This window comes from Leclercia sp. LSNIH1 (assembly GCF_002902985.1).
Lineage (GTDB): Bacteria > Pseudomonadota > Gammaproteobacteria > Enterobacterales > Enterobacteriaceae > Enterobacter.
Genome location: NZ_CP026167.1, coordinates 308,694 through 327,553 on the forward strand (window position 1 = coordinate 308,694; position 18,860 = coordinate 327,553).

Genomic DNA, 18,860 nt, shown 5'->3' on the forward strand with positions numbered 1-18,860 from the left:
GTATGAATACTGTAGGTACTCCGCTGATGTGGGGAGGATTCGCCATCGTTGTGGTCATCATGCTGGCGATCGATCTCTTTTTGCAGGGTCGGCGCGGCGCGCATGGCATGACCATGAAGCAGGCGGCCGCCTGGTCGCTGGTATGGGTCACCCTCTCCCTGCTCTTCTGTGCCGCCTTCTGGTGGTATCTCTCCGTGACGCAAGGCCGCGCGGTGGCCGATCCGCAGGCGCTGGCGTTCCTCACCGGCTATCTGATTGAAAAAGCCCTGGCGGTGGATAACGTCTTCGTCTGGCTGATGCTGTTCAGCTATTTTGCGGTGCCTGCAGCCTTGCAGCGTCGGGTGCTGGTGTATGGCGTGCTGGGCGCGATCGTGTTGCGTACCATCATGATCTTCGCCGGTAGCTGGCTGATTACCCAGTTCGAATGGCTGCTCTATGTTTTCGGCGCCTTCCTGCTCTTTACCGGCGTGAAGATGGCGCTGGCGAAGGAAGATGAAACCGGTATTGGCGAGAAGCCGCTGGTACGCTGGCTGCGTGGTCATATGCGTATGACCGACACCATCGAAAGCGAGCACTTCTTTGTGCGTAAAAACGGCCTGCTGTATGCCACGCCGCTGCTGCTGGTGCTGATCATGGTGGAGCTGAGCGATGTGATTTTCGCGGTCGACAGTATTCCGGCGATCTTCGCGGTGACCACTGACCCGTTCATCGTGCTGACCTCAAACCTCTTTGCGATCCTCGGCCTGCGTGCGATGTACTTCCTGCTGGCGGGCGTGGCGGAGCGCTTCTCAATGCTGAAGTATGGTCTGTCGGTGATCCTGGTCTTTATCGGCATTAAGATGTTGATTGTCGATTTCTATCACATCCCGATCGCCATCTCGCTGGGCGTGGTGTTTGGCATCCTGGTTGTGACCCTGCTTATCAACGCCTGGGTGAACCACCAGAACGATAAGAAGCGGCAGATCCAGTAAGGGGATTGTGCGGTCTGGTGCCCGGCGGCGCGACGCTTGCCGGGCCTACGGTTTTGTAGGCCGGGTAAGCGCAGCGCCACCCGGCATGACAACACGCAGCGGAGTAAAACGCGCTACCCGGCAAAAATGTAACCAGACAGTTAAAAAACATGACGCAGTACGTAAATTCCAGCATTTTGCTCTTCCCAGACTTCGCGCATTCAATATACTCATCCTGACAAACACACACCTCTAACCGGAATATAAGTGCCTGAGAGCATCTCCGGGACGGAACGCAATCTCACTGAAGGAATTTTTATGACCATGCAATCCCCGGGTTTGCTCGCGCGTCTGGCGCAGGGCAGCCTTGTTAAACAAATACTGGTAGGTCTGGTGCTGGGTATTTTACTGGCACTGGTTTCCAAACCGGCGGCAATTGCCACCGGCCTGCTCGGCACCCTGTTCGTTGGCGCGTTAAAAGCCGTCGCCCCAGTCCTGGTACTGATGCTGGTTATGGCCTCCATTGCCAACCACCAGAAAGGACAGAAAACCAACATTCGCCCGATTTTGTTCCTTTATCTGCTGGGCACCTTCTCTGCCGCGCTGACGGCGGTCATTTTTAGCTTCGTGTTCCCCTCCACGCTGCACCTCACCTCTGCGGTGGGCGATATCACCCCGCCATCGGGCATCGTGGAAGTGCTTCGCGGCCTGCTAATGAGCATGGTCTCTAACCCGATTGACGCGCTGCTGAATGCTAACTACATCGGCATTCTGGTATGGGCCGTCGGGCTGGGCTTCGCCCTGCGCCACGGCAACGACACCACCAAAAATCTGATCACCGATATCTCTAACGCGGTCACCTTTATAGTGAAAGTGGTGATCCGCTTTGCGCCGATCGGTATCTTTGGCCTGGTCTCTTCTACTCTGGCAACCACCGGTTTTGAAACCCTGTGGGGCTATGCGCAACTGCTGGTTGTACTGGTGGGCTGCATGCTGCTGGTGGCGCTGGTCATCAACCCGCTGCTGGTGTTCTGGCAGATCCGCCGTAACCCTTATCCGCTGGTGCTGACCTGCCTGCGTGAGAGCGGCGTCTACGCCTTCTTTACCCGCAGCTCCGCGGCAAACATTCCGGTTAACATGGCGCTGGCCGAGAAGCTGAACCTGGATCGTGACACCTACTCCGTCTCTATCCCACTGGGTGCGACGGTGAACATGGCAGGGGCGGCGATCACCGTCACCGTGCTGACCCTGGCTGCCGTGCATACCCTGGGCGTGCCGGTCGACCTGTTAACCGCGCTGCTGCTGAGCGTTGTGGCGTCGCTGTGCGCCTGTGGTGCATCGGGTGTGGCGGGTGGTTCTCTGCTGCTGATCCCGCTGGCCTGCAACATGTTCGGTATTCCGAATGAAGTGGCGATGCAGGTTGTGGCTGTGGGCTTTATCATTGGCGTGCTGCAGGACTCGTGCGAAACCGCGCTGAACTCCTCCACCGACGTGCTGTTTACCGCTGCGGCGTGTCAGGCTGAAGATGCGCGTCTGGCTAAGAACGCTTTACGTAATTAATAAAAAAGCCCGGTGGCGGCTACGCCTTACCGGGCCTGATTTTGGTTCGTAGGTCGGGTAAGCGTTAGCGCCACCCGACACCACACCTACAGCGTCACACCACTCTTGAAGATCGCCAGCTCGCGGAAGTCGTTTTTCTCGTTGCAGGCCTGTTTGCCATTGGCAATATCCACAATCACATCCACGAATTCCGTTAACAGCTGCGGCATCGCTTTGCCATGGATCAGCTGACCGGCATCGAAATCGATCCAGTGCTTTTTCTTCGCCGCCAGCTCGCTGTTGGTGGCAATTTTCACCGTTGGCACAAAACCGCCATATGGGGTGCCGCGACCGGTGCTGAACAGCACCATATGGCAACCCGCCCCCGCCAGGGCGCTGGTAGCAACGGCATCGTTACCCGGCGCACTAAGCAGGTTCAGACCCGGCGTGCTCAACCGCTCGCCGTAGCGCAGGACGTCCACCACCTGGCTGGCACCCGCTTTCTGGGTACAGCCGAGGGATTTCTCTTCCAGCGTGGTGATCCCGCCCGCCTTGTTGCCCGGGGATGGGTTCTCGTAAATCGGCTGGTTGTGGGCGATAAAGTACTGCTTGAAGTCGTTGACCATGGTGACGGTCTTTTCAAACGTCGCTTCGTCGCGGCAGTGGCTCATCAAAATGCGCTCCGCGCCGAACATCTCCGGCACTTCGGTCAGCACGGTGGTGCCGCCGTTGCTGATGACATAATCAGAGAACTTACCCAGCATCGGGTTAGCGGTAATGCCGGACAGCCCATCCGAGCCGCCGCATTCCAGACCAAACTTCAGCTCACTCAGCTTGCCTGGCTCACGCTTATCATGGCGCATCGCCTCATACAACTCATGCAGATGCTCCAGACCGGCTTCCACCTCATCTTCCTGATGCTGGCACACCATAAAGTGAACGCGGGCAGGGTCGAAATCCCCCAGCGTCTCACGGAAGGCATCCACCTGGTTGTTTTCACAACCGAGGCCAATCACCAGCACCGCCCCGGCGTTCGGATGGCGGACCATGTTTTGCAGCATGGTGCGGGTGTTGATGTGGTCGTCACCCAGCTGGGAACAGCCGTAGGTGTGGCTGAACAGGAAGACGCCGTCGGTGCCTTCCGCCTGGTTAGTCTCTTTCAGGAAGCGGCTCTGGATCTGACGGGCGATGCCGTTGACGCAGCCGACGGTGGGCAGGATCCACAGTTCATTGCGGATCCCCACCTCACCGCTGGCGCGGCGGTAGATCTGAACGTCACGATCTGCCGCCTGGCGGCTCTCAGCCAGCAACTCAGGTTGATAGCTGTACTCATCCAGATCGCTCAGATTGGTGCGCGTATTATGGGAGTGAATAAATTCACCCGCCGCGATATCCGCCAGGGCATGGCCGATAGGCAGACCGTATTTGATAACGTTCTCCCCTTTGGCAATCGGCTGCAGGGCAAACTTGTGCCCGCGTGCCAGATCCTGGCGCAGGGTGACGGTCTGGTTGTCAAACGTCACCTCCAGGCCTTCGCTCAGGTCGGCCAGCGCGACCGCAACGTTATCCAGCGAATGGATTTTGATGTATTGCATATCAACCTCAGACGGCCTTAGTTCAGTTCAATAGCGAAGTAGTCGCGCGCATTGTTAAAGCAGATGTTTCTCACCATTTCGCCCAGCAGCTGAATATCGGCCGGCGCTTCGCCTGCGATGACCCAGCGGCCAATCATCTGGCACAGAATGCGGCGGAAATATTCATGGCGAGTATAGGAAAGGAAGCTGCGGCTGTCGGTCAGCATGCCGACAAAGCGGCTCAGCAGACCAAGCTGCGCCAGCTGGGTCATCTGACGCTCCATGCCATCTTTCTGGTCGTTGAACCACCAGCCGGAACCGAACTGCATTTTGCCCGGCATCCCTTCGCCCTGGAAGTTACCGATCATGGTGCCCAGCACTTCGTTATCGCGTGGGTTCAGGCAGTACAGAATGGTTTTTGGCAGCAGGTTCTCTTCGTTCTGTTTGCTCAGCAGTCTGGAGAGCTCTTCCGCCAGCGGACGGTCGTTGATGGAGTCGAAACCGACGTCGGCGCCCAGCAGCTTGAACTGACGCAGGTTGTTGTTGCGCAGCGCGCCAATGTGGTACTGCTGCACCCAGCCGCGACGGGCATATTCTGCCGCCAGCCAGACCAGTACCGCGGTTTTGAACTGCGCCACTTCATGCTCGCTCAGGGTTTCACCCGCCAGGCGGCGCGCCAGGATACTGTCCAGCTCGGCTTCGTTCGCCTCAGCAAACAGCACCACGTCCAGCGCATGGTCAGACACTTTACAGCCGTGAGCCGCGAAGTGATCCAGACGCTTCGTCAGCGCGGTCTGCAGATCGCCGAAACGGCGGATCTCGGTATCAGAGACTTCACTCAGCTTCGCCATGTAGTCGGCAAAGGTCGCCTGCTCAATGTTGAACGCTTTATCCGGGCGCCAGCTTGGCAGCACTTTCACGTCAAACGAGCTGTCTTTCGCTACAACGGCGTGATGCTCCAGAGAGTCAATCGGATCGTCGGTGGTGCCGACCATCTTCACGTTCATCTGCTTCATGATGCCGCGGGCAGAGAATTTATCCTGGGCCAGCAGCTCATTGCATTCGTTCCAGATCTCATCCGCGGTAGTCGGAGAGAGTAGCTTGCCGGTGATCCCGAATGGACGGCGCAGCTCCAGATGGGTCCAGTGGTAGAGCGGGTTACCAATGGTGTGCGGCACGGTCGCTGCCCAGGCATCGAATTTTTCACGGTCAGACGCGTCGCCGGTACAGAGGCGTTCCGCCACCCCGTTGGTGCGCATGGCGCGCCACTTGTAATGGTCGCCTTTCAGCCAGATGTCATACAGGTTTTTAAAACGGTAATTTTCGGCGACCTGCTGCGGCGGAAGGTGGCAGTGGTAGTCGAAAATCGGCTGGTCTTTCGCGTAATCATGGTACAGGCGGCGGGCAAATTCGGTATCTAACAGAAAATCTTCAGTCATAAACGGCGTCATGTCGTCATCCTCTTAACGGGCACGTCAGAAAACAGCAATGTTCAGATGCTGCAAAGTTATCACACCAATTTCCAGAGGCCGATGATTTTTTCGTGAGTTAGATCAATAAACGTCGACAAATAATCTACATCTAAAGTGTTAAACAGCGCTTAACGCCGCGCCAGCTCTGGCCTGACACAGACTCGACATTACCCTTACAATTATTGACACATTTGTGATGTCACTCACCTTTTGAAGTTGTATGACAAGTTATCGTTCTGCCGTCGCAAATTATAAGCCGACGGAATGCATTACCGGTGCCACAGGCGTCGGACTCAGCGGTAAGGATACCGAATTATGCACGTTACTTATGGCAAGGTTCGGGCCGTACCGGGAGCATTCCCGGTTACGCCCTCCCGTTGAAAACATCTCACGCAATGCATAGAGATGCCCGTACTCCGGTGCGGCAATAACATAACGATGAGGTTTTACATGCGTAAAATTAAAGGGTTACGTTGGTACATGATCGCACTGGTGACGCTCGGCACCGTGCTGGGCTACCTGACGCGTAATACCATAGCGGCGGCTGCGCCAACGCTGATGGAAGAGTTGCACATCTCCACGCAACAATACTCCTATATTATCGCGGCCTATTCCGCGGCTTACACCATCATGCAGCCGGTAGCAGGCTACGTGCTGGATATTCTGGGTACGAAAGTTGGCTACGCCGTATTCGCCGTCACCTGGGCCATCTTCTGCGGCGCAACCGCGCTGGCAGGCAGCTGGGGTGGCCTGGCGCTGGCCCGTGGCGCGGTAGGTGCTGCGGAAGCGGCGATGATCCCTGCGGGCCTGAAAGCGGCGTCAGAGTGGTTCCCGGCGAAAGAGCGCTCCATCGCGGTGGGCTACTTCAACGTGGGTTCCTCTATCGGCGCGATGATTGCTCCGCCGCTGGTGGTATGGGCTATCGTGATGCACAGCTGGCAGCTGGCGTTTATTCTCTCCGGCGTACTGAGCTTCGCCTGGGCGATGTGCTGGCTGATCTTCTACAAACACCCGCGCGATCAGAAGAAACTCTCTGATGAAGAACGTGACTACATCATCGGCGGCCAGGAGTCCCAGCACCAGACCAATAACGGCAAGAAGATGTCTGTTCTGCAGATTCTGGGTACCCGTCAGTTCTGGGGTATCGCCCTGCCGCGTTTCCTGGCTGAGCCTGCATGGGGTACGTTCAACGCCTGGATCCCGCTGTTCATGTTTAAAGTTTACGGCTTTAACCTGAAAGAGATCGCCATGTTCGCCTGGATGCCAATGCTGTTCGCAGACCTGGGCTGTATCGTCGGGGGTTACCTGCCACCGCTGTTCCAGCGCTGGTTCGGCGTGAACCTGATCGTCTCCCGTAAAATGGTTGTCACCATGGGTGCCGTACTGATGATTGGCCCGGGGATGATTGGTCTGTTCACCAGCCCGTATGTCGCGATTGCGCTGCTGTGCGTCGGGGGCTTTGCTCACCAGTCTCTCTCCGGTGCGCTGATCACCCTCTCTTCTGATGTCTTCGGTCGTAATGAAGTGGCGACCGCTAACGGCCTGACCGGGATGGCAGCCTGGACCGCCAGCACCCTGTTCGCCCTGGTGGTCGGTGCGCTGGCTGACACCATCGGCTTTAGCCCGCTGTTCGCGGTACTGGCTATCTTCGACCTGCTGGGTGCAGTGCTTATCTGGACGGTGCTGAAAAGCAAGTCCGCAGAGGAGCTGTTGCAAGAGTCTGTTGGAAGACCCGCGACTCAGAGCTAGATTTATTGCCGGGTGGCGCTTCGCTTACCCGGCCTACTAAACCGCCAGGGCGCGCAAGCGAAGCGCAGTCTGGTATATAAAAGCCGCTCCCGAGCGGCTTTTTTGCGGGTCAAATCTGGAGACAAAGGGGTAAAAGTGGTATAACAAATCATTAGCCATACCTTGCCTGGAGCGCATATGGAAATCAACGAACCCCGTCGTCTTTATCAGCAACTTGCTGCCGAGCTGAAATCGCGCATCGAGCAAGGCGTTTATCTGGTAGGCGACAAGTTACCTGCCGAGCGTTTTATCGCTGATGAGAAGAGCGTAAGCCGCACCGTGGTTCGTGAAGCCATCATCATGCTGGAAGTGGAAGGCTATGTTGAAGTGCGTAAAGGTTCCGGCATTCATGTTATCTCCAGCCAGCCAAAACACTCCCCGGCCCCGGACGAAAATCTGGAATTTGCCAATTACGGCCCCTTTGAGCTGCTCCAGGCTCGTCAGCTTATTGAGAGTAATATCGCCGAGTTCGCGGCGACGCAGGTGACCAAGCAGGACATCATGAAGTTGATGGAGATCCAGGACAACGCGCGTAAAGAGAAATGCTTCCGCGACTCCGAATGGGACCTGCAGTTTCATGTCCAGGTGGCGCTGGCGACGCAAAACAGTGCGCTTGCGGCAATCGTCGAAAAAATGTGGACTCAGCGCGTTCATAACCCGTACTGGAAAAAACTGCACGATCATATCGATTCCCGCACCGTGGATAACTGGTGTGACGATCACGATCAAATCCTTAAGGCACTGATTCGTAAAGACCCGCATGCGGCAAAAGTGGCGATGTGGCAGCATCTCGAAAACACCAAACAGATGCTGTTCAATGAAACCAGCGACGACTTCGAATTTAACGCCGACCGCTATCTTTTTGCTGAGAATCCGGTGGTTCACCTCGATAGCGCCGTCAGTCACGCAAAATAGTTTTCTTCACGCATCGGCAGGCGCTTCGCTGCGCCTTCCGGCCACGGTGGGTAAGTAAACATATATAGTGTCAGCCTTTGTAAATAGCCTCGCGTCTCCTCCCTGGGTTAAGACAAAATCTATCTGCGGTACATGCAAATACTGTGACGGATCCCATTGGCGTTTGTTACAATTAGATGCAATTTGCCGTTTAGCTTGTTAGTTAGTGCTTGCTTACTTAGCCATTTAACAGGGAACAGTTTGGCCACACACTGTGTCCGCGAGCGACCATAATGAAATTATAAAAAATGTCGCCGTGCTGTTTGACCCGGTTGACAGGTGCGTCGTTAACCGCTTTCCAGGAACACTGAATGGAACTTTTGACCCAACTACTTAATGCCTTATGGGCCCAGGATTTCGAAACGCTGGCCAATCCGTCCATGATTGGCATGCTCTATTTTGTCCTGTTTATGATTCTGTTTCTTGAAAACGGTCTGCTTCCTGCCGCTTTCCTGCCTGGCGATAGCCTGCTGGTGCTGGTTGGCGTGCTGTGCGCAAAAGGGGCAATGCAATTTCCGCAAACCGTCCTGCTGCTGACCATTGCCGCCAGCCTCGGCTGCTGGTTGAGCTATATCCAGGGGCGATGGCTTGGCAATACGCGTATCGTGCAGAACTGGCTATCGCACCTGCCGGCACACTATCATCAACGGGCGCATCACCTGTTCCACAAGCACGGGCTTTCCGCGCTGCTGGTGGGCCGCTTTATCGCCTTTGTCCGTACACTGCTGCCAACCATTGCCGGTCTTTCCGGCCTTAGCAGCACGCGTTTTCAGTTCTTTAGCTGGATGAGCGGCCTGCTGTGGGTGCTGATCCTTACCACACTGGGCTATCTGCTTGGCAAAACGCCGGTATTCCTGAAATATGAAGATCAGCTGATGTCCTGCCTGATGCTGCTGCCGGTCGTGCTGCTGGTGTTCGGGCTGATTGGTTCGCTGGTGGTTCTCTGGAAGAAAAAACATGGAAGTCAGGGCTAACGACATGGCCAATCCTAACGCGTCAATGCGCCGTCTCTCTTACGCCATGGTCGCGCTGGTGATGTTCAGCGCCCTGCTGCTGGCCTGGGCGGCGCTGCAAAAACAGGAATCGACGCTGGCGATCCGCGCGGTCAATCAGGGCGTCAGCATGCCGGATGGTTTCTCCATCTGGCATCACCTGGATGCCAACGGTATTCAGTTCAAAAGTATTACCCCGCAGAAAGATGTGCTGCTGATCACCTTCGACTCCAGCGTACAAAGCGCTGCCGCGAAAAAGGTGCTCGATCGCAGCCTGCCGCATGGCTATATCATTGCTCAACAGGATAATGACAATCAGGCGGTGGTCTGGCTGACCCGTCTGCGTGATACATCGCGTCTGTTAGGCTAAATTTCCACTATTCTGAATCTTTTCACTTACTTTGGTGATATCCCCGTTTACTTACTATGCTTAAGTACGCGGAGCACCTCTCACACGTACTCCGCACGACTCTGGAATTCGACATTTCCGCAGGTTACGTCGAAAACAATGGAAGGTTTCAACAATGAATTACCGCATCGCCCTGGGCCTCGCCCTTTTTTCTTTGAGCACAGCTTCGTTCGCTTCGTCTCTTTGTCAGGAGAAGGAACAGGATATTCAACGCGAGATCAGTTACGCTGAAAAGCATAACAATCAGAGCAGAATCAATGGATTGAATAAAGCGCTGAGCGAAGTTAAAGCTAACTGTTCTGATAGCAAACTGCGTGCCGATCATCAGCACAAAATTGCCGAACAGAAAGAAGAAATTGCTGAACGCCGCCGGGATCTGGCGGAGGCAAAGGAGAAAGGCGATGCAGACAAAGTTGCCAAACGTGAGCAGAAACTGCAAGAAGCGCAGAACGAACTGAAAGCGCTGGAGTCTCGCGATTACTGATTTAACGGACATCGTAACAGGAGAGAATCATGTCAAAAGATACCACGTCAGACCATTTACGCGCTGAACTGAAGTCCCTGGCGGATACCCTGGAAGAGGTACTGAGCTCCTCTGGCAATAAGTCGAAAGAAGAGCTGAGCAAACTGCGTAATAAAGCGGAGCAGGCCCTGCACGAAAGCCGCTATCGTCTGGGCGAAACCAGCGATGCGCTGGCTAAACAGACCCGTGAGGCTGCCGCGCGCGCTGATGAGTATGTGCGTGAGAATCCGTGGGCCGGCGTAGGTATCGGTGCTGCGGTTGGCGTTGTCATCGGCATGCTGCTTACGCGACGTTAATTATGGAAGATTCACGTCAACCACAAGGGCCCGCAAAAAACGTTCTCGGTATCGGACAGCGGATCTTGACTACTCTCGTCGGCATCGCAGAGACGCGTATCCGGCTGGCAGTAGTTGAACTGGAAGAAGAGAAAGCGAACCTCTTCCAGCTGCTACTGATGCTGGGGTTGACTATGCTCTTCGCCGCCTTTGGCCTGATGAGCCTGATGGTATTGATTATCTGGGCAGTCGATCCGCAGTATCGTCTTAATGTGATGATTGGCACCACCGTGGTGCTGCTGCTTGCTGCTCTGATAGGGGGAATATGGACGATGCGCAAAGTGCGCCAGTCGACCCTGCTACATCATACCCGTAAGGAGCTCGCCAACGACCGGTCACTGCTGGAGGATGACAAAAAGTGAGCAGAAGCCGAGCGGAACGTGAGCGAGAAAAGGCATTTTTGCTGAGCCAGATCCAGCAGCAACGGCTGGATCTGTCGGCTGGCAGCCGTGACTGGCTGGAAGCCACGCACAGCTATGACCGCGGGTGGAATATGTTTCTGAACCTACGGGCATGGGCGCTAATAGGGAGCAGCATTCTGGCGGTGAGGGCCGTGCGCCATCCGAATATGCTGATCCGCTGGGCGCGCCGCGGTCTGGGCATCTGGAGCGCGTGGAAGATGATTAAAACCACCCTTACCCAGCAGCAGCTCCGCAAACAAGAAACCCGCTGACGTTTACCCTGCCTCACCCTGTAAAGCGCCTCCTGGCGCTTTACTTTTATCCTTCCCTTCTTATTACTCAATATCTTTGATAAAGATTGACAGTTTTCCTTGCTAACAATCCCCATTCGCCCCGTTTATGATTCTCTCCATCGACAGCGAGACCGCGGCATACGCCCGATTTTGCACAATAAATAGTATTTACAGCCCAAGTGGTTCCCTGGAGAGTAAGATGAAAAAATTAGAAGATGTTGGTGTACTGGTAGCGCGCGTTCTGATGCCAATCCTGTTTATTACCGCTGGCTGGAGCAAAATCGGGGGTTACGCCGGTACGCAACAGTATATGGAAGCGATGGGCGTTCCGGGGTTCCTGCTGCCGCTGACCATTCTGCTTGAACTGGGGGGTGGCCTGGCCATTCTGTTCGGTTTCCTGACCCGGACTACCGCACTGTTCACCGCAGGCTTCACACTGCTGACCGCGTTCCTGTTCCACAGCAACTTTGCGGAAGGGGTGAACTCTCTGATGTTCATGAAAAACCTGACTATCGCAGGCGGTTATCTGCTGCTGGCTATCACCGGTCCTGGCGCGTTCAGTATTGACCGCGTCCTGAATAAGAAGTGGTAAGCACGCTATACTGAATCAAAAAGCGAGGGGATCTCTCCTCGCTTTTGCTATCTAAGGAGGAATAGATGGGACAACTCGTAGACGGCGTCTGGCAGGATACCTGGTATGACACCAAATCAACCGGGGGGCGTTTCAAACGTTCTGTTTCGGCCTTCCGTAACTGGCTCACTGCCGACGGTGCGCCTGGCCCGAGCGGCGAAGGCGGCTTTGCGGCTGAGAAAGATCGTTACCACCTCTATGTTTCTCTGGCCTGTCCGTGGGCGCATCGCACCCTGATCGTCCGTGCCCTGAAGGGGCTGGAAGCGCTGATCCCCGTCTCGGTGGTGCATCCGCTGATGCTGGAGAACGGCTGGACTTTCGGCGATGATTTCCCGGCGGCGACCGGCGACTCGCTCTATCACCATGATTTTCTCTACCAGCTCTACCTGCACGCCGATCCCCACTACACCGGCCGCGTTACCGTTCCGGTACTGTGGGATAAGAAAAATCAGACCATCGTCAGCAATGAGTCGGCCGAGATCATCCGCATGTTTAACACCGCGTTTGATGCTCACGGCGCCCGGGCAGGCGATTTTTATCCGCCCGCGCTGCGCGATAAGATCGATGACCTGAATAGCTGGATCTACGACAACGTGAACAACGGCGTCTATAAGGCCGGGTTTGCCACCAGCCAGGAAGCTTACGACGAAGCGGTGACCAATGTCTTTGCCTCGCTGGAGCGGCTGGAGCAGATCCTCGGCCAGCACCGCTATCTCACCGGTGACCAGCTGACCGAAGCCGATATCCGCCTCTGGACCACGCTGGTGCGCTTTGACCCGGTTTACGTGACCCACTTCAAGTGCGACAAACACCGGATCAGCGATTACCTCAACCTGCACGGATTCCTGCGCGACATCTATCAGATGCCGGGGATTGCGGAGACGGTCGATTTTGGCCATATCCGTAACCACTACTATCGCAGCCATAAAACCATTAATCCGACGGGCATTATCTCCATTGGCCCGTGGCAGGATCTGAACGAACCGCACGGGCGCGACGTCCGCTTTGGCTAAGCCTCAGGGGCGCTTTTCTGGCGCCCTTTACCCCCCTTTTATTCCCGTCTATGCTTTAGTGGATCGCTTAAAAAACAAATAATTAATTGCTGCGGAGGCCACAAGAAATGGACTGGTATCTGAAAGTACTTCGAAATTATATTGGGTTTAAAGGGCGCGCCCGCCGCAAAGAGTTCTGGATGTTCACCCTGGTGAACTTCATTCTGATCTGCGTGCTGGGGCTGATCGACAAGATGCTGGGCTGGGAGCGGGCTGGCGGCGAAGGCATTCTCACCACCGTGTATGGCTTGCTGGTACTTCTGCCATCTTGGGCCGTGCTGTTTCGCCGGCTGCATGATACTGACCGTTCAGCGTGGTGGCTGCTGCTGGTGCTTATCCCGGTGCTGGGCTGGATCATTATTCTGATCTTCAACTGCCAGCGCGGTACGCCAGGTGAAAACCGTTTTGGGCCGGATCCGTTGCTAAACAACTGATAGTTTGCCCGGCGGCGCTGCGCCTGCCGGGCCTGCAATTTACTTCTGGGTGAACAACTTCTGGATCTCACGCAGACACCAGGATTTGGCCTCGCCCATGCTGTCACGACGCCACGCCATAATAATATCCACTTCACTGGTATATTCCGGGCTCACCACCCGCAGCCGCCCTTCGGCAATATCTTTCTCAACGAACGGATACGGCATGGTCGCCACGCCCAGCCCAGCCAGCAGCGCCTGACGCTTATCTTCAAGGGTGCTGACGGTGAGGCGCGGCTGTTTATCAAGCAGCTGAACGGTTAGTACCGGGCGCTCGCGGGCGGTATCGGCCACCGCCACGCCGCGGTATTTTACGCGGGTCACTTCCGACAGCGGCTCGGGTTCCTGATGAATCGGATGATCCGGTGCGGCGACATAGACATTCATCACGGTATAGAGCTTGCGGGAGTTGATTTCGGACGAGGAGCGGAAGTGCATATCCGGCGCGATCACAATATCCGCCCGGCCCTGCTCCAGGCGCTCCCACGCCCCGGCGAGCACTTCGGTAATAATTGAAAGCTGGGTATTGGCTTTTTCCGCCAGGCGATCCACCAGCGGGTAGAGCGCAGTGGTGGGTACCAACGCTTCGGTGACCAGCGTCAGATGCGTTTCCCAGCCGCGGGCCAGCGCTTCGGCGTCGGTGGTCAGTTTATCCGCCGCCTCCAGCAACACGCGCCCGCGCTCCAGCAGCATGCGGCCAACATTGGTGAATTTTGTTCGGTGACCAGAGCGGTCAAACAGCACCACATCCAGCTCTTCTTCCAGTTTCTGCATGGTGTAACTCAGGGCAGAGGGTACGCGCCCCAGTTCATCCGCTGCCGCCGCAAAGCTGCCGCGACGATCGATGGCGTCCATCACGCGCAGCGCTTCAAGGGTCAATGCTCTCTCTTTAGCCATGGCGTTCTCATTCAGGAAATTTGAACATACCGGGCAGAATATCTGGCTAACAATGCAGCGTCCATACCTTTACCATTGTTTTAGTGTAAAGAGAGGTCAAGTTTTATGATTACGACAAGAACAGCTAAACAGTGCGGACAAGCCGATTTCGGTTGGCTGCAGGCCCGCTACACCTTTTCCTTTGGACACTACTTTGACCCGAAACTGCTGGGCTATGCCTCTTTGCGCGTGCTGAACCAGGAGGTGCTCGCACCCGGCGCCTCATTCCAGCCGCGTACTTATCCAAAAGTGGATATCCTGAATCTGATTCTTGAAGGCGAAGCAGAGTATCGCGACAGCGAGGGCAACCATGTCCAGGCGAAAGCCGGTGAAGCATTGCTGATAGCCACTCAGCCCGGTATCAGCTACAGCGAGCATAACCTCAGCAAAGATAAGACGCTGACGCGCCTGCAGCTGTGGTTAGATGCCTGCCCGGAGCGGGAAAATCCGCTGCTCCAGAAGATCGATCTGCTGGATGCCAAACAGCAGCTGCTGGCCTCGCCAGATGGCAGCGCAGGCAGCCTGCAGCTCCGCCAGCAGGTATGGCTGCATCATATCGAGCTGGATAAAGGGGAGCGTCTGAGTTTTCAGCTGCACGGCCCGCGCGCCTACCTGCAATCTATCCACGGCACGGTACATGCGCAGACGCCCGCTGAGGAGCGTGAAGCGTTAACCTGCGGAGATGGTGCGTTTATTCGCGACGAGGCGAATATCACCCTGGTGGCCGATACGCCGCTGCGTGCGCTGTTGATTGATTTGCCGGTCTGAACCGCCGGCCTCTCCCCGTACAAGGAGAGGCCGTTATTTCAGGCGACTTTCTCCGCCATGATCTCAATGATCTGTTTATCCGTTGCCTGCATTGAACGGCATGCAAGTGAGCACAGATTGGCGATGGACTGTTCCACATCGTGCGCCACAATCCCTTCGTTGCCGGTCACGGCGCAATCATCAAGCGCCATCATTACCGATTTCCAGGCACTGCTGACGCTGGTTGAGACTTTCATCGCGCAGCTGTTCGATGCTCCATCGCAGATCATTCCGCTGACGTCGCCAATCATACTGCTGATCGCCATCTCAATCGCCTTATAGCCCCCGTCCAGCAGCCATGCCATACCTGCTGCCGCGCCCATGGCCGCGGTCGTCGCCGCGCACAATGCCGACAGGCGAGGAAGCTGGTAATGGATATAAATGGCCGAGAGGTGCGAAAGCATCAGGGCCCGCGCCAGTTTTTCCTCATCAGCCTGGAGATATTCCGCCACGACCAGAACCGGCATCGTTGCCGTAATCCCCTGATTACCCGAACCGGAATTGCTCATCGCAGGCAGTTTCGCTCCGCCCATTCGGGCATCTGACGCGGCGCTGGTGCGGATGATTATCTCCGATCCTAACCCCTGGTCGATAAAGCCGCGCGCCTGCTGTCTATGCAACGTCGCGCCAATATGGAGTCCCCATTTGCCGGTTAATCCCTCCCTGGAGAGGGCGTCGTTTAGATGCCCGGCTTCCAGGATAAAACGAATGGCGGAAAACGGAACATGCTCGATAAACTCCAGGATCTGCGACAGCGACGTGCTCGACAGCACTCTCAGGGGATCGCCGCCAGAGCTCTGCGGCTGCTCATCCAGCATAAAGCGTGTTTCGCCCTGATAGCTGATCTGCACGACCCGCGTGTGTCCTCCCGCGATGGTGACGCTTGCCGACTCCGCCCCGGCATAGACAATGGCGCGGGAATAGAGGATTTCGTCGCAGGGTTGCTGCAGTTTTACCTGCACTTTTCCTGCCGCCAGCAGCGCTTTAGCGCGGGCAATCGCCTCGGGCGAAGCATCTTTTAAAACCTCCAGCCCGCCCCGGGGATTGCCACCAATCGCCCCCAGCGCAGCCGCAACAGGCAGGCCAACCATGCCAGTACCTGGTACTGTTACACCCAGTCCATTCTTCATTAAATTCGGTGAAACCCACGCCTCAATTTGCGTGATTTCTCCGCTTAGCTGTTCAGCCGCGATGGCACAAGCCAGCGACAGCGAGACAGGTTCTGTACATCCCAGGGCAGGTTTAACCTCTTCCTGCACCGCGTGAATAAACAGGTTCCATAAAGGGTTTATTTGTTCAGACATCGTTACGACCTTTATTGCACATCAGGAAAAAGCGAGGAAAGGAGAAACACAAAGCAGTAGCCCGGTGATAATAATAATCACCAGCGACACGCCTTTGTATTTATGCAGCGCAGGGACCTTGTAGACCAGCCACGCCGGAATTAAACAGCCCACCATGCCAAAAATAGGGCTGCAGATAGAGGTGAAACTCAGCACAGGAGCATTTAATACAATGGCGCTCCAGGCAAGCAGTATGGCAAACACCATAATGCCGCGCTGTACTGTGGATTCACTGATTTTATCCGCCGGCAATTTGCGGCGCAGGATATTCAACACAATGCCTTGCGTCGCTTCATGAAAGCCGAGATAGACGCCAAAGAAAGCGGTCATTACAGCGAAGATATTCAGAATAACGCTGACGATTTTTACCCAACCCGCACCATCACCACTAATAAACTGCGCGGCAATTGCCAGGGCGGAAATATTCTGTTCATAGGCTTTGACCGCTTCCTCATGCCCCATCGCGAGGGTAAAAGAGACCGCGTAGAAAAAGACCGTCACAAACAGAATGCCAAACGCGATATTCATCGCCCGCAGGGCTTTGTACCGTGCCACTTCGATCGATTTTGCGCGGGAGCGGTAGGAGATCACCATTGGGCTGAGCGTCTGGATAAACAGAATGGAGGTGAGGGTAAACGGCAGCGTAATGATGGCATTCTTGATCAGCAGCCCCATCGGCGGCAGCGCGCCAACGTTATAGAGGTGCCACATACCAATCATTGAGATGCCCAGAGCCGCTACCACCAGCAGTTTGGTGAGCACCATCAGGCTGGAGACTTTAAACAGCAGTTTTTCACCCCGGGAAGAGATCGCCACCAGGATACAGATCAGTAATAAGCCATAGAAAGGGTTTTCTGACAGCAAACCGTCCGTCACGCCGAAGGTATGCAGATAAGAGGCGCTGTCGTTGGTAATCGCCGTGGAATATACAAACATCCAGATAACCAGCATGACAAAATAGAGCGCCCCTAACAGAATGCCCCAGTTTTTACCCAGATAACCGCTGATCACGCTCGGGTAATCTTTGCACTCCGGCGATTCCGCCAGCGTATTAATAAACAGGCGCTGAAAGAGATACATCGCCGGATAACCAATGATGGAAGAGAGCAGAAAAACCCACAGGCCCATTAATCCCACCTGAACCGGGAGAAAAACAATACCGGCACCGATTGCCATGCCGATACTCATAATTATCCAACCGGTATCATTACTGTCGAATTTAATCGCTTCTTGCCATTCACTCTCACTCATTCCAGCCCGTCTTGCTGCCGGTGAGTCGCTCACAATTACGCTATTATTTGTCGCCGTATCCATTAGGCTCTCGCTTATTTTGTAGGGTAAACAGTTATTTTTATGGATATCTGCTCATCAGCGATAATGACCAGAGAGGTGCAGGCGTTTGTTATTCGTGTGGAAATATCATATCCGGAGAGGAAGAGAAAAAAATCACAACGTTAGTGGGGTTTTTGGCTAAAAAAAGAAAAAGTTACTCTTTTTAAAAAAGAAGTGGGGCTACTTTTCTCATTGTGACGCACTTCAAGGAATAAAAACCCGCGACACGCGCGGGTTGTTGAGCACTGGTACGTTAATGACAACTTATTCGCTCAGAGTCTGGGCGATTTGCGATCTGACTTCTGCCCGCTGCTCTGCCGTCAGGACCTGGCTCACATCGAAGTAATATTTCACGCGATAGTAACGCGCCTGCTCCTCAATGCGGCTGAACGCAGCCAGCTGATCTTTCACTGCCTTCTCATCCCATTTGCCGGACTGGATCACGTCAATCAACGTGCCATTTTTCACATCGCTGGTCGGGATTTTCTGCACGTTCTCTTCCAGCTGCTGGTGCAGAGCCTTAATTTTCGCGGTCTGTTCGCTGCTGAGTTTTAATTGCTGAACGATAGGATCCTGGGCAGGCTGCGGTGCGGTTGTCACTTCTGCCGCCTGCGCCACACCCGCAAAGCCTGTCATCGTTGCCGTCAGCAGCGCGATCCGGAAAATCTTTTTCATCTCACAATCCTCAATTATCTGTCAGGGAAGAACCGGAGTATTTTTCAATTACGGATGTTGATCTGTGAGGAAGTATATAAACAATTTTAAATGTAAATGCCGGGATGAGGGCAGAAAGCAAAAACCCCGCCGAAGCGGGGTTTCTAAAGAGTTGAAGCTGACCGATAAGCCGCATTCTTTTGGGTATAGCGTCGTTGGACAGTCATTCATCTTACCGCCAAGAAGCAAAAACCCCGCCGAAGCGGGGTTTTCTGAAGAGTTGAAGCTGACCGATAAGCCGCGTTCTTTTGGGTATAGCGTCGTTGGACAGTCATTCATCTTACCGCCAAGAAGCAAAAACCCCGCCGAAGCGGGTTTTTCTGAAGAGTTGAAGCTGACCGA

At 55.1% G+C, this 18,860-nt stretch carries 20 protein-coding genes; 14 read left to right on the top strand and 6 right to left on the bottom strand.

All coding sequences use genetic code 11. From position 1 onward, the window contains the following. Nucleotides 1–2: 2 nt before the first annotated feature. Entirely contained in the window at nucleotides 3–971 is a 969-nt protein-coding gene (locus C2U54_RS01650; protein WP_103177120.1) for a TerC family protein, read from the top strand. Between the two features lie 297 nt (nucleotides 972–1,268). Then, entirely contained in the window at nucleotides 1,269–2,510 is a 1,242-nt protein-coding gene (gene sstT, locus C2U54_RS01660) for a serine/threonine transporter SstT (protein ID WP_103177122.1), read from the top strand. A gap of 86 nt (nucleotides 2,511–2,596) precedes the next feature. Here the strand turns inward: sstT and C2U54_RS01665 are convergent, their stop codons facing one another. Further along, on the bottom strand, nucleotides 2,597–4,084 hold the full coding sequence (locus C2U54_RS01665; protein ID WP_103177123.1) for a UxaA family hydrolase: 1,488 nt from the start codon (nucleotides 4,082–4,084) through the stop codon (nucleotides 2,597–2,599). A gap of 17 nt (nucleotides 4,085–4,101) precedes the next feature. Then, the gene (uxaC, locus tag C2U54_RS01670) at nucleotides 4,102–5,514 is read right to left on the bottom strand and encodes a glucuronate isomerase (RefSeq protein ID WP_103177124.1); all 1,413 of its coding nucleotides are present in this window, start codon (nucleotides 5,512–5,514) and stop codon (nucleotides 4,102–4,104) included. Nucleotides 5,515–5,985: 471 nt separating this feature from the next. On the opposite strand from uxaC, the gene C2U54_RS01675 reads away from it, so the two are divergent. The 11 genes from C2U54_RS01675 to C2U54_RS01725 all read left to right on the top strand — a co-directional run bounded on the left by C2U54_RS01675 (nucleotide 5,986) and on the right by C2U54_RS01725 (nucleotide 13,347). Further along, nucleotides 5,986–7,284, top strand: a complete 1,299-nt coding sequence (locus tag C2U54_RS01675; RefSeq protein ID WP_103177125.1) for an MFS transporter — start codon at nucleotides 5,986–5,988, stop codon at nucleotides 7,282–7,284. A 177-nt stretch (nucleotides 7,285–7,461) separates the two neighbouring features. Beyond that, nucleotides 7,462–8,238: a transcriptional regulator ExuR gene (exuR, locus tag C2U54_RS01680; protein ID WP_103177126.1), complete on the top strand. Its 777-nt coding sequence runs from the start codon at nucleotides 7,462–7,464 to the stop codon at nucleotides 8,236–8,238. Nucleotides 8,239–8,588: 350 nt separating this feature from the next. Next, nucleotides 8,589–9,251 (top strand): DedA family general envelope maintenance protein YqjA, encoded by a 663-nt coding sequence (gene yqjA / locus C2U54_RS01685; protein ID WP_103177127.1) that lies wholly within the window; start codon nucleotides 8,589–8,591, stop codon nucleotides 9,249–9,251. A 25-nt stretch (nucleotides 9,252–9,276) separates the two neighbouring features. Then, a complete protein-coding gene (mzrA, locus tag C2U54_RS01690) occupies nucleotides 9,277–9,639 on the top strand; it encodes an EnvZ/OmpR regulon moderator MzrA (protein ID WP_371413859.1) in 363 nt (120 codons plus the stop codon). A gap of 154 nt (nucleotides 9,640–9,793) precedes the next feature. Further along, nucleotides 9,794–10,162, top strand: a complete 369-nt coding sequence (locus tag C2U54_RS01695) for a DUF1090 domain-containing protein (protein WP_103177128.1) — start codon at nucleotides 9,794–9,796, stop codon at nucleotides 10,160–10,162. 29 nt (nucleotides 10,163–10,191) lie between these two features. Next, complete coding sequence (locus tag C2U54_RS01700; protein ID WP_103177129.1) at nucleotides 10,192–10,497, top strand: DUF883 family protein; 306 nt, start codon at nucleotides 10,192–10,194, stop codon at nucleotides 10,495–10,497. 2 nt (nucleotides 10,498–10,499) lie between these two features. After that, nucleotides 10,500–10,898 carry a phage holin family protein gene (locus tag C2U54_RS01705; RefSeq protein ID WP_103177130.1) on the top strand — a complete coding sequence of 133 codons (399 nt, stop codon included), beginning with the start codon at nucleotides 10,500–10,502 and terminating at the stop codon, nucleotides 10,896–10,898. Further along, the gene (locus C2U54_RS01710; protein ID WP_103177131.1) at nucleotides 10,895–11,209 is read left to right on the top strand and encodes a YqjK-like family protein; all 315 of its coding nucleotides are present in this window, start codon (nucleotides 10,895–10,897) and stop codon (nucleotides 11,207–11,209) included. Before C2U54_RS01705 ends, C2U54_RS01710 begins: the two co-directional genes overlap by 4 nt. Before the next feature lie 220 nt (nucleotides 11,210–11,429). After that, the gene (locus C2U54_RS01715; RefSeq protein ID WP_168191992.1) at nucleotides 11,430–11,822 is read left to right on the top strand and encodes a DoxX family protein; all 393 of its coding nucleotides are present in this window, start codon (nucleotides 11,430–11,432) and stop codon (nucleotides 11,820–11,822) included. Nucleotides 11,823–11,887: 65 nt separating this feature from the next. Continuing rightward, complete coding sequence (locus tag C2U54_RS01720; protein WP_103177133.1) at nucleotides 11,888–12,874, top strand: glutathione S-transferase family protein; 987 nt, start codon at nucleotides 11,888–11,890, stop codon at nucleotides 12,872–12,874. Nucleotides 12,875–12,981: 107 nt separating this feature from the next. Continuing rightward, nucleotides 12,982–13,347, top strand: coding sequence for a DUF805 domain-containing protein (locus C2U54_RS01725; RefSeq protein WP_103177134.1), 366 nt, complete (start codon nucleotides 12,982–12,984; stop codon nucleotides 13,345–13,347). A 39-nt stretch (nucleotides 13,348–13,386) separates the two neighbouring features. Here C2U54_RS01725 and yhaJ read toward each other — a convergent pair whose 3' ends face one another. Beyond that, the gene (yhaJ, locus tag C2U54_RS01730) at nucleotides 13,387–14,283 is read right to left on the bottom strand and encodes a DNA-binding transcriptional regulator YhaJ (protein WP_103177135.1); all 897 of its coding nucleotides are present in this window, start codon (nucleotides 14,281–14,283) and stop codon (nucleotides 13,387–13,389) included. Nucleotides 14,284–14,388: 105 nt separating this feature from the next. Between yhaJ and C2U54_RS01735 the strand changes: the two genes are divergently transcribed. Continuing rightward, nucleotides 14,389–15,090, top strand: coding sequence for a pirin family protein (locus C2U54_RS01735; RefSeq protein WP_103177136.1), 702 nt, complete (start codon nucleotides 14,389–14,391; stop codon nucleotides 15,088–15,090). A 38-nt stretch (nucleotides 15,091–15,128) separates the two neighbouring features. On the opposite strand, the gene C2U54_RS01740 is transcribed toward C2U54_RS01735, so the two are convergent. The 3 genes from C2U54_RS01740 to C2U54_RS01750 all read right to left on the bottom strand — a co-directional run bounded on the left by C2U54_RS01740 (nucleotide 15,129) and on the right by C2U54_RS01750 (nucleotide 18,479). Continuing rightward, the gene (locus C2U54_RS01740) at nucleotides 15,129–16,433 is read right to left on the bottom strand and encodes an L-cysteine desulfidase family protein (RefSeq protein ID WP_103177137.1); all 1,305 of its coding nucleotides are present in this window, start codon (nucleotides 16,431–16,433) and stop codon (nucleotides 15,129–15,131) included. 21 nt (nucleotides 16,434–16,454) lie between these two features. Then, on the bottom strand, nucleotides 16,455–17,786 hold the full coding sequence (locus C2U54_RS01745; RefSeq protein ID WP_103177138.1) for an amino acid permease: 1,332 nt from the start codon (nucleotides 17,784–17,786) through the stop codon (nucleotides 16,455–16,457). 282 nt (nucleotides 17,787–18,068) lie between these two features. Then, nucleotides 18,069–18,479 carry a Spy/CpxP family protein refolding chaperone gene (locus C2U54_RS01750; protein ID WP_103177139.1) on the bottom strand — a complete coding sequence of 137 codons (411 nt, stop codon included), beginning with the start codon at nucleotides 18,477–18,479 and terminating at the stop codon, nucleotides 18,069–18,071. Nucleotides 18,480–18,860: the final 381 nt, after the last annotated feature.

Coding starts and splice junctions, on each gene's coding strand:
- C2U54_RS01650 (WP_103177120.1), top strand. CDS start 3: ATGAATACTGTAGGTACTCCGCTGATGTGGGGAGGATTCGCCATCGTT.
- sstT (WP_103177122.1), top strand. CDS start 1,269: ATGACCATGCAATCCCCGGGTTTGCTCGCGCGTCTGGCGCAGGGCAGC.
- C2U54_RS01665 (WP_103177123.1), bottom strand. CDS start 4,084: ATGCAATACATCAAAATCCATTCGCTGGATAACGTTGCGGTCGCGCTG.
- uxaC (WP_103177124.1), bottom strand. CDS start 5,514: ATGACGCCGTTTATGACTGAAGATTTTCTGTTAGATACCGAATTTGCC.
- C2U54_RS01675 (WP_103177125.1), top strand. CDS start 5,986: ATGCGTAAAATTAAAGGGTTACGTTGGTACATGATCGCACTGGTGACG.
- exuR (WP_103177126.1), top strand. CDS start 7,462: ATGGAAATCAACGAACCCCGTCGTCTTTATCAGCAACTTGCTGCCGAG.
- yqjA (WP_103177127.1), top strand. CDS start 8,589: ATGGAACTTTTGACCCAACTACTTAATGCCTTATGGGCCCAGGATTTC.
- mzrA (WP_371413859.1), top strand. CDS start 9,277: ATGCGCCGTCTCTCTTACGCCATGGTCGCGCTGGTGATGTTCAGCGCC.
- C2U54_RS01695 (WP_103177128.1), top strand. CDS start 9,794: ATGAATTACCGCATCGCCCTGGGCCTCGCCCTTTTTTCTTTGAGCACA.
- C2U54_RS01700 (WP_103177129.1), top strand. CDS start 10,192: ATGTCAAAAGATACCACGTCAGACCATTTACGCGCTGAACTGAAGTCC.
- C2U54_RS01705 (WP_103177130.1), top strand. CDS start 10,500: ATGGAAGATTCACGTCAACCACAAGGGCCCGCAAAAAACGTTCTCGGT.
- C2U54_RS01715 (WP_168191992.1), top strand. CDS start 11,430: ATGAAAAAATTAGAAGATGTTGGTGTACTGGTAGCGCGCGTTCTGATG.
- C2U54_RS01720 (WP_103177133.1), top strand. CDS start 11,888: ATGGGACAACTCGTAGACGGCGTCTGGCAGGATACCTGGTATGACACC.
- C2U54_RS01725 (WP_103177134.1), top strand. CDS start 12,982: ATGGACTGGTATCTGAAAGTACTTCGAAATTATATTGGGTTTAAAGGG.
- yhaJ (WP_103177135.1), bottom strand. CDS start 14,283: ATGGCTAAAGAGAGAGCATTGACCCTTGAAGCGCTGCGCGTGATGGAC.
- C2U54_RS01735 (WP_103177136.1), top strand. CDS start 14,389: ATGATTACGACAAGAACAGCTAAACAGTGCGGACAAGCCGATTTCGGT.
- C2U54_RS01740 (WP_103177137.1), bottom strand. CDS start 16,433: ATGTCTGAACAAATAAACCCTTTATGGAACCTGTTTATTCACGCGGTG.
- C2U54_RS01745 (WP_103177138.1), bottom strand. CDS start 17,786: ATGGATACGGCGACAAATAATAGCGTAATTGTGAGCGACTCACCGGCA.
- C2U54_RS01750 (WP_103177139.1), bottom strand. CDS start 18,479: ATGAAAAAGATTTTCCGGATCGCGCTGCTGACGGCAACGATGACAGGC.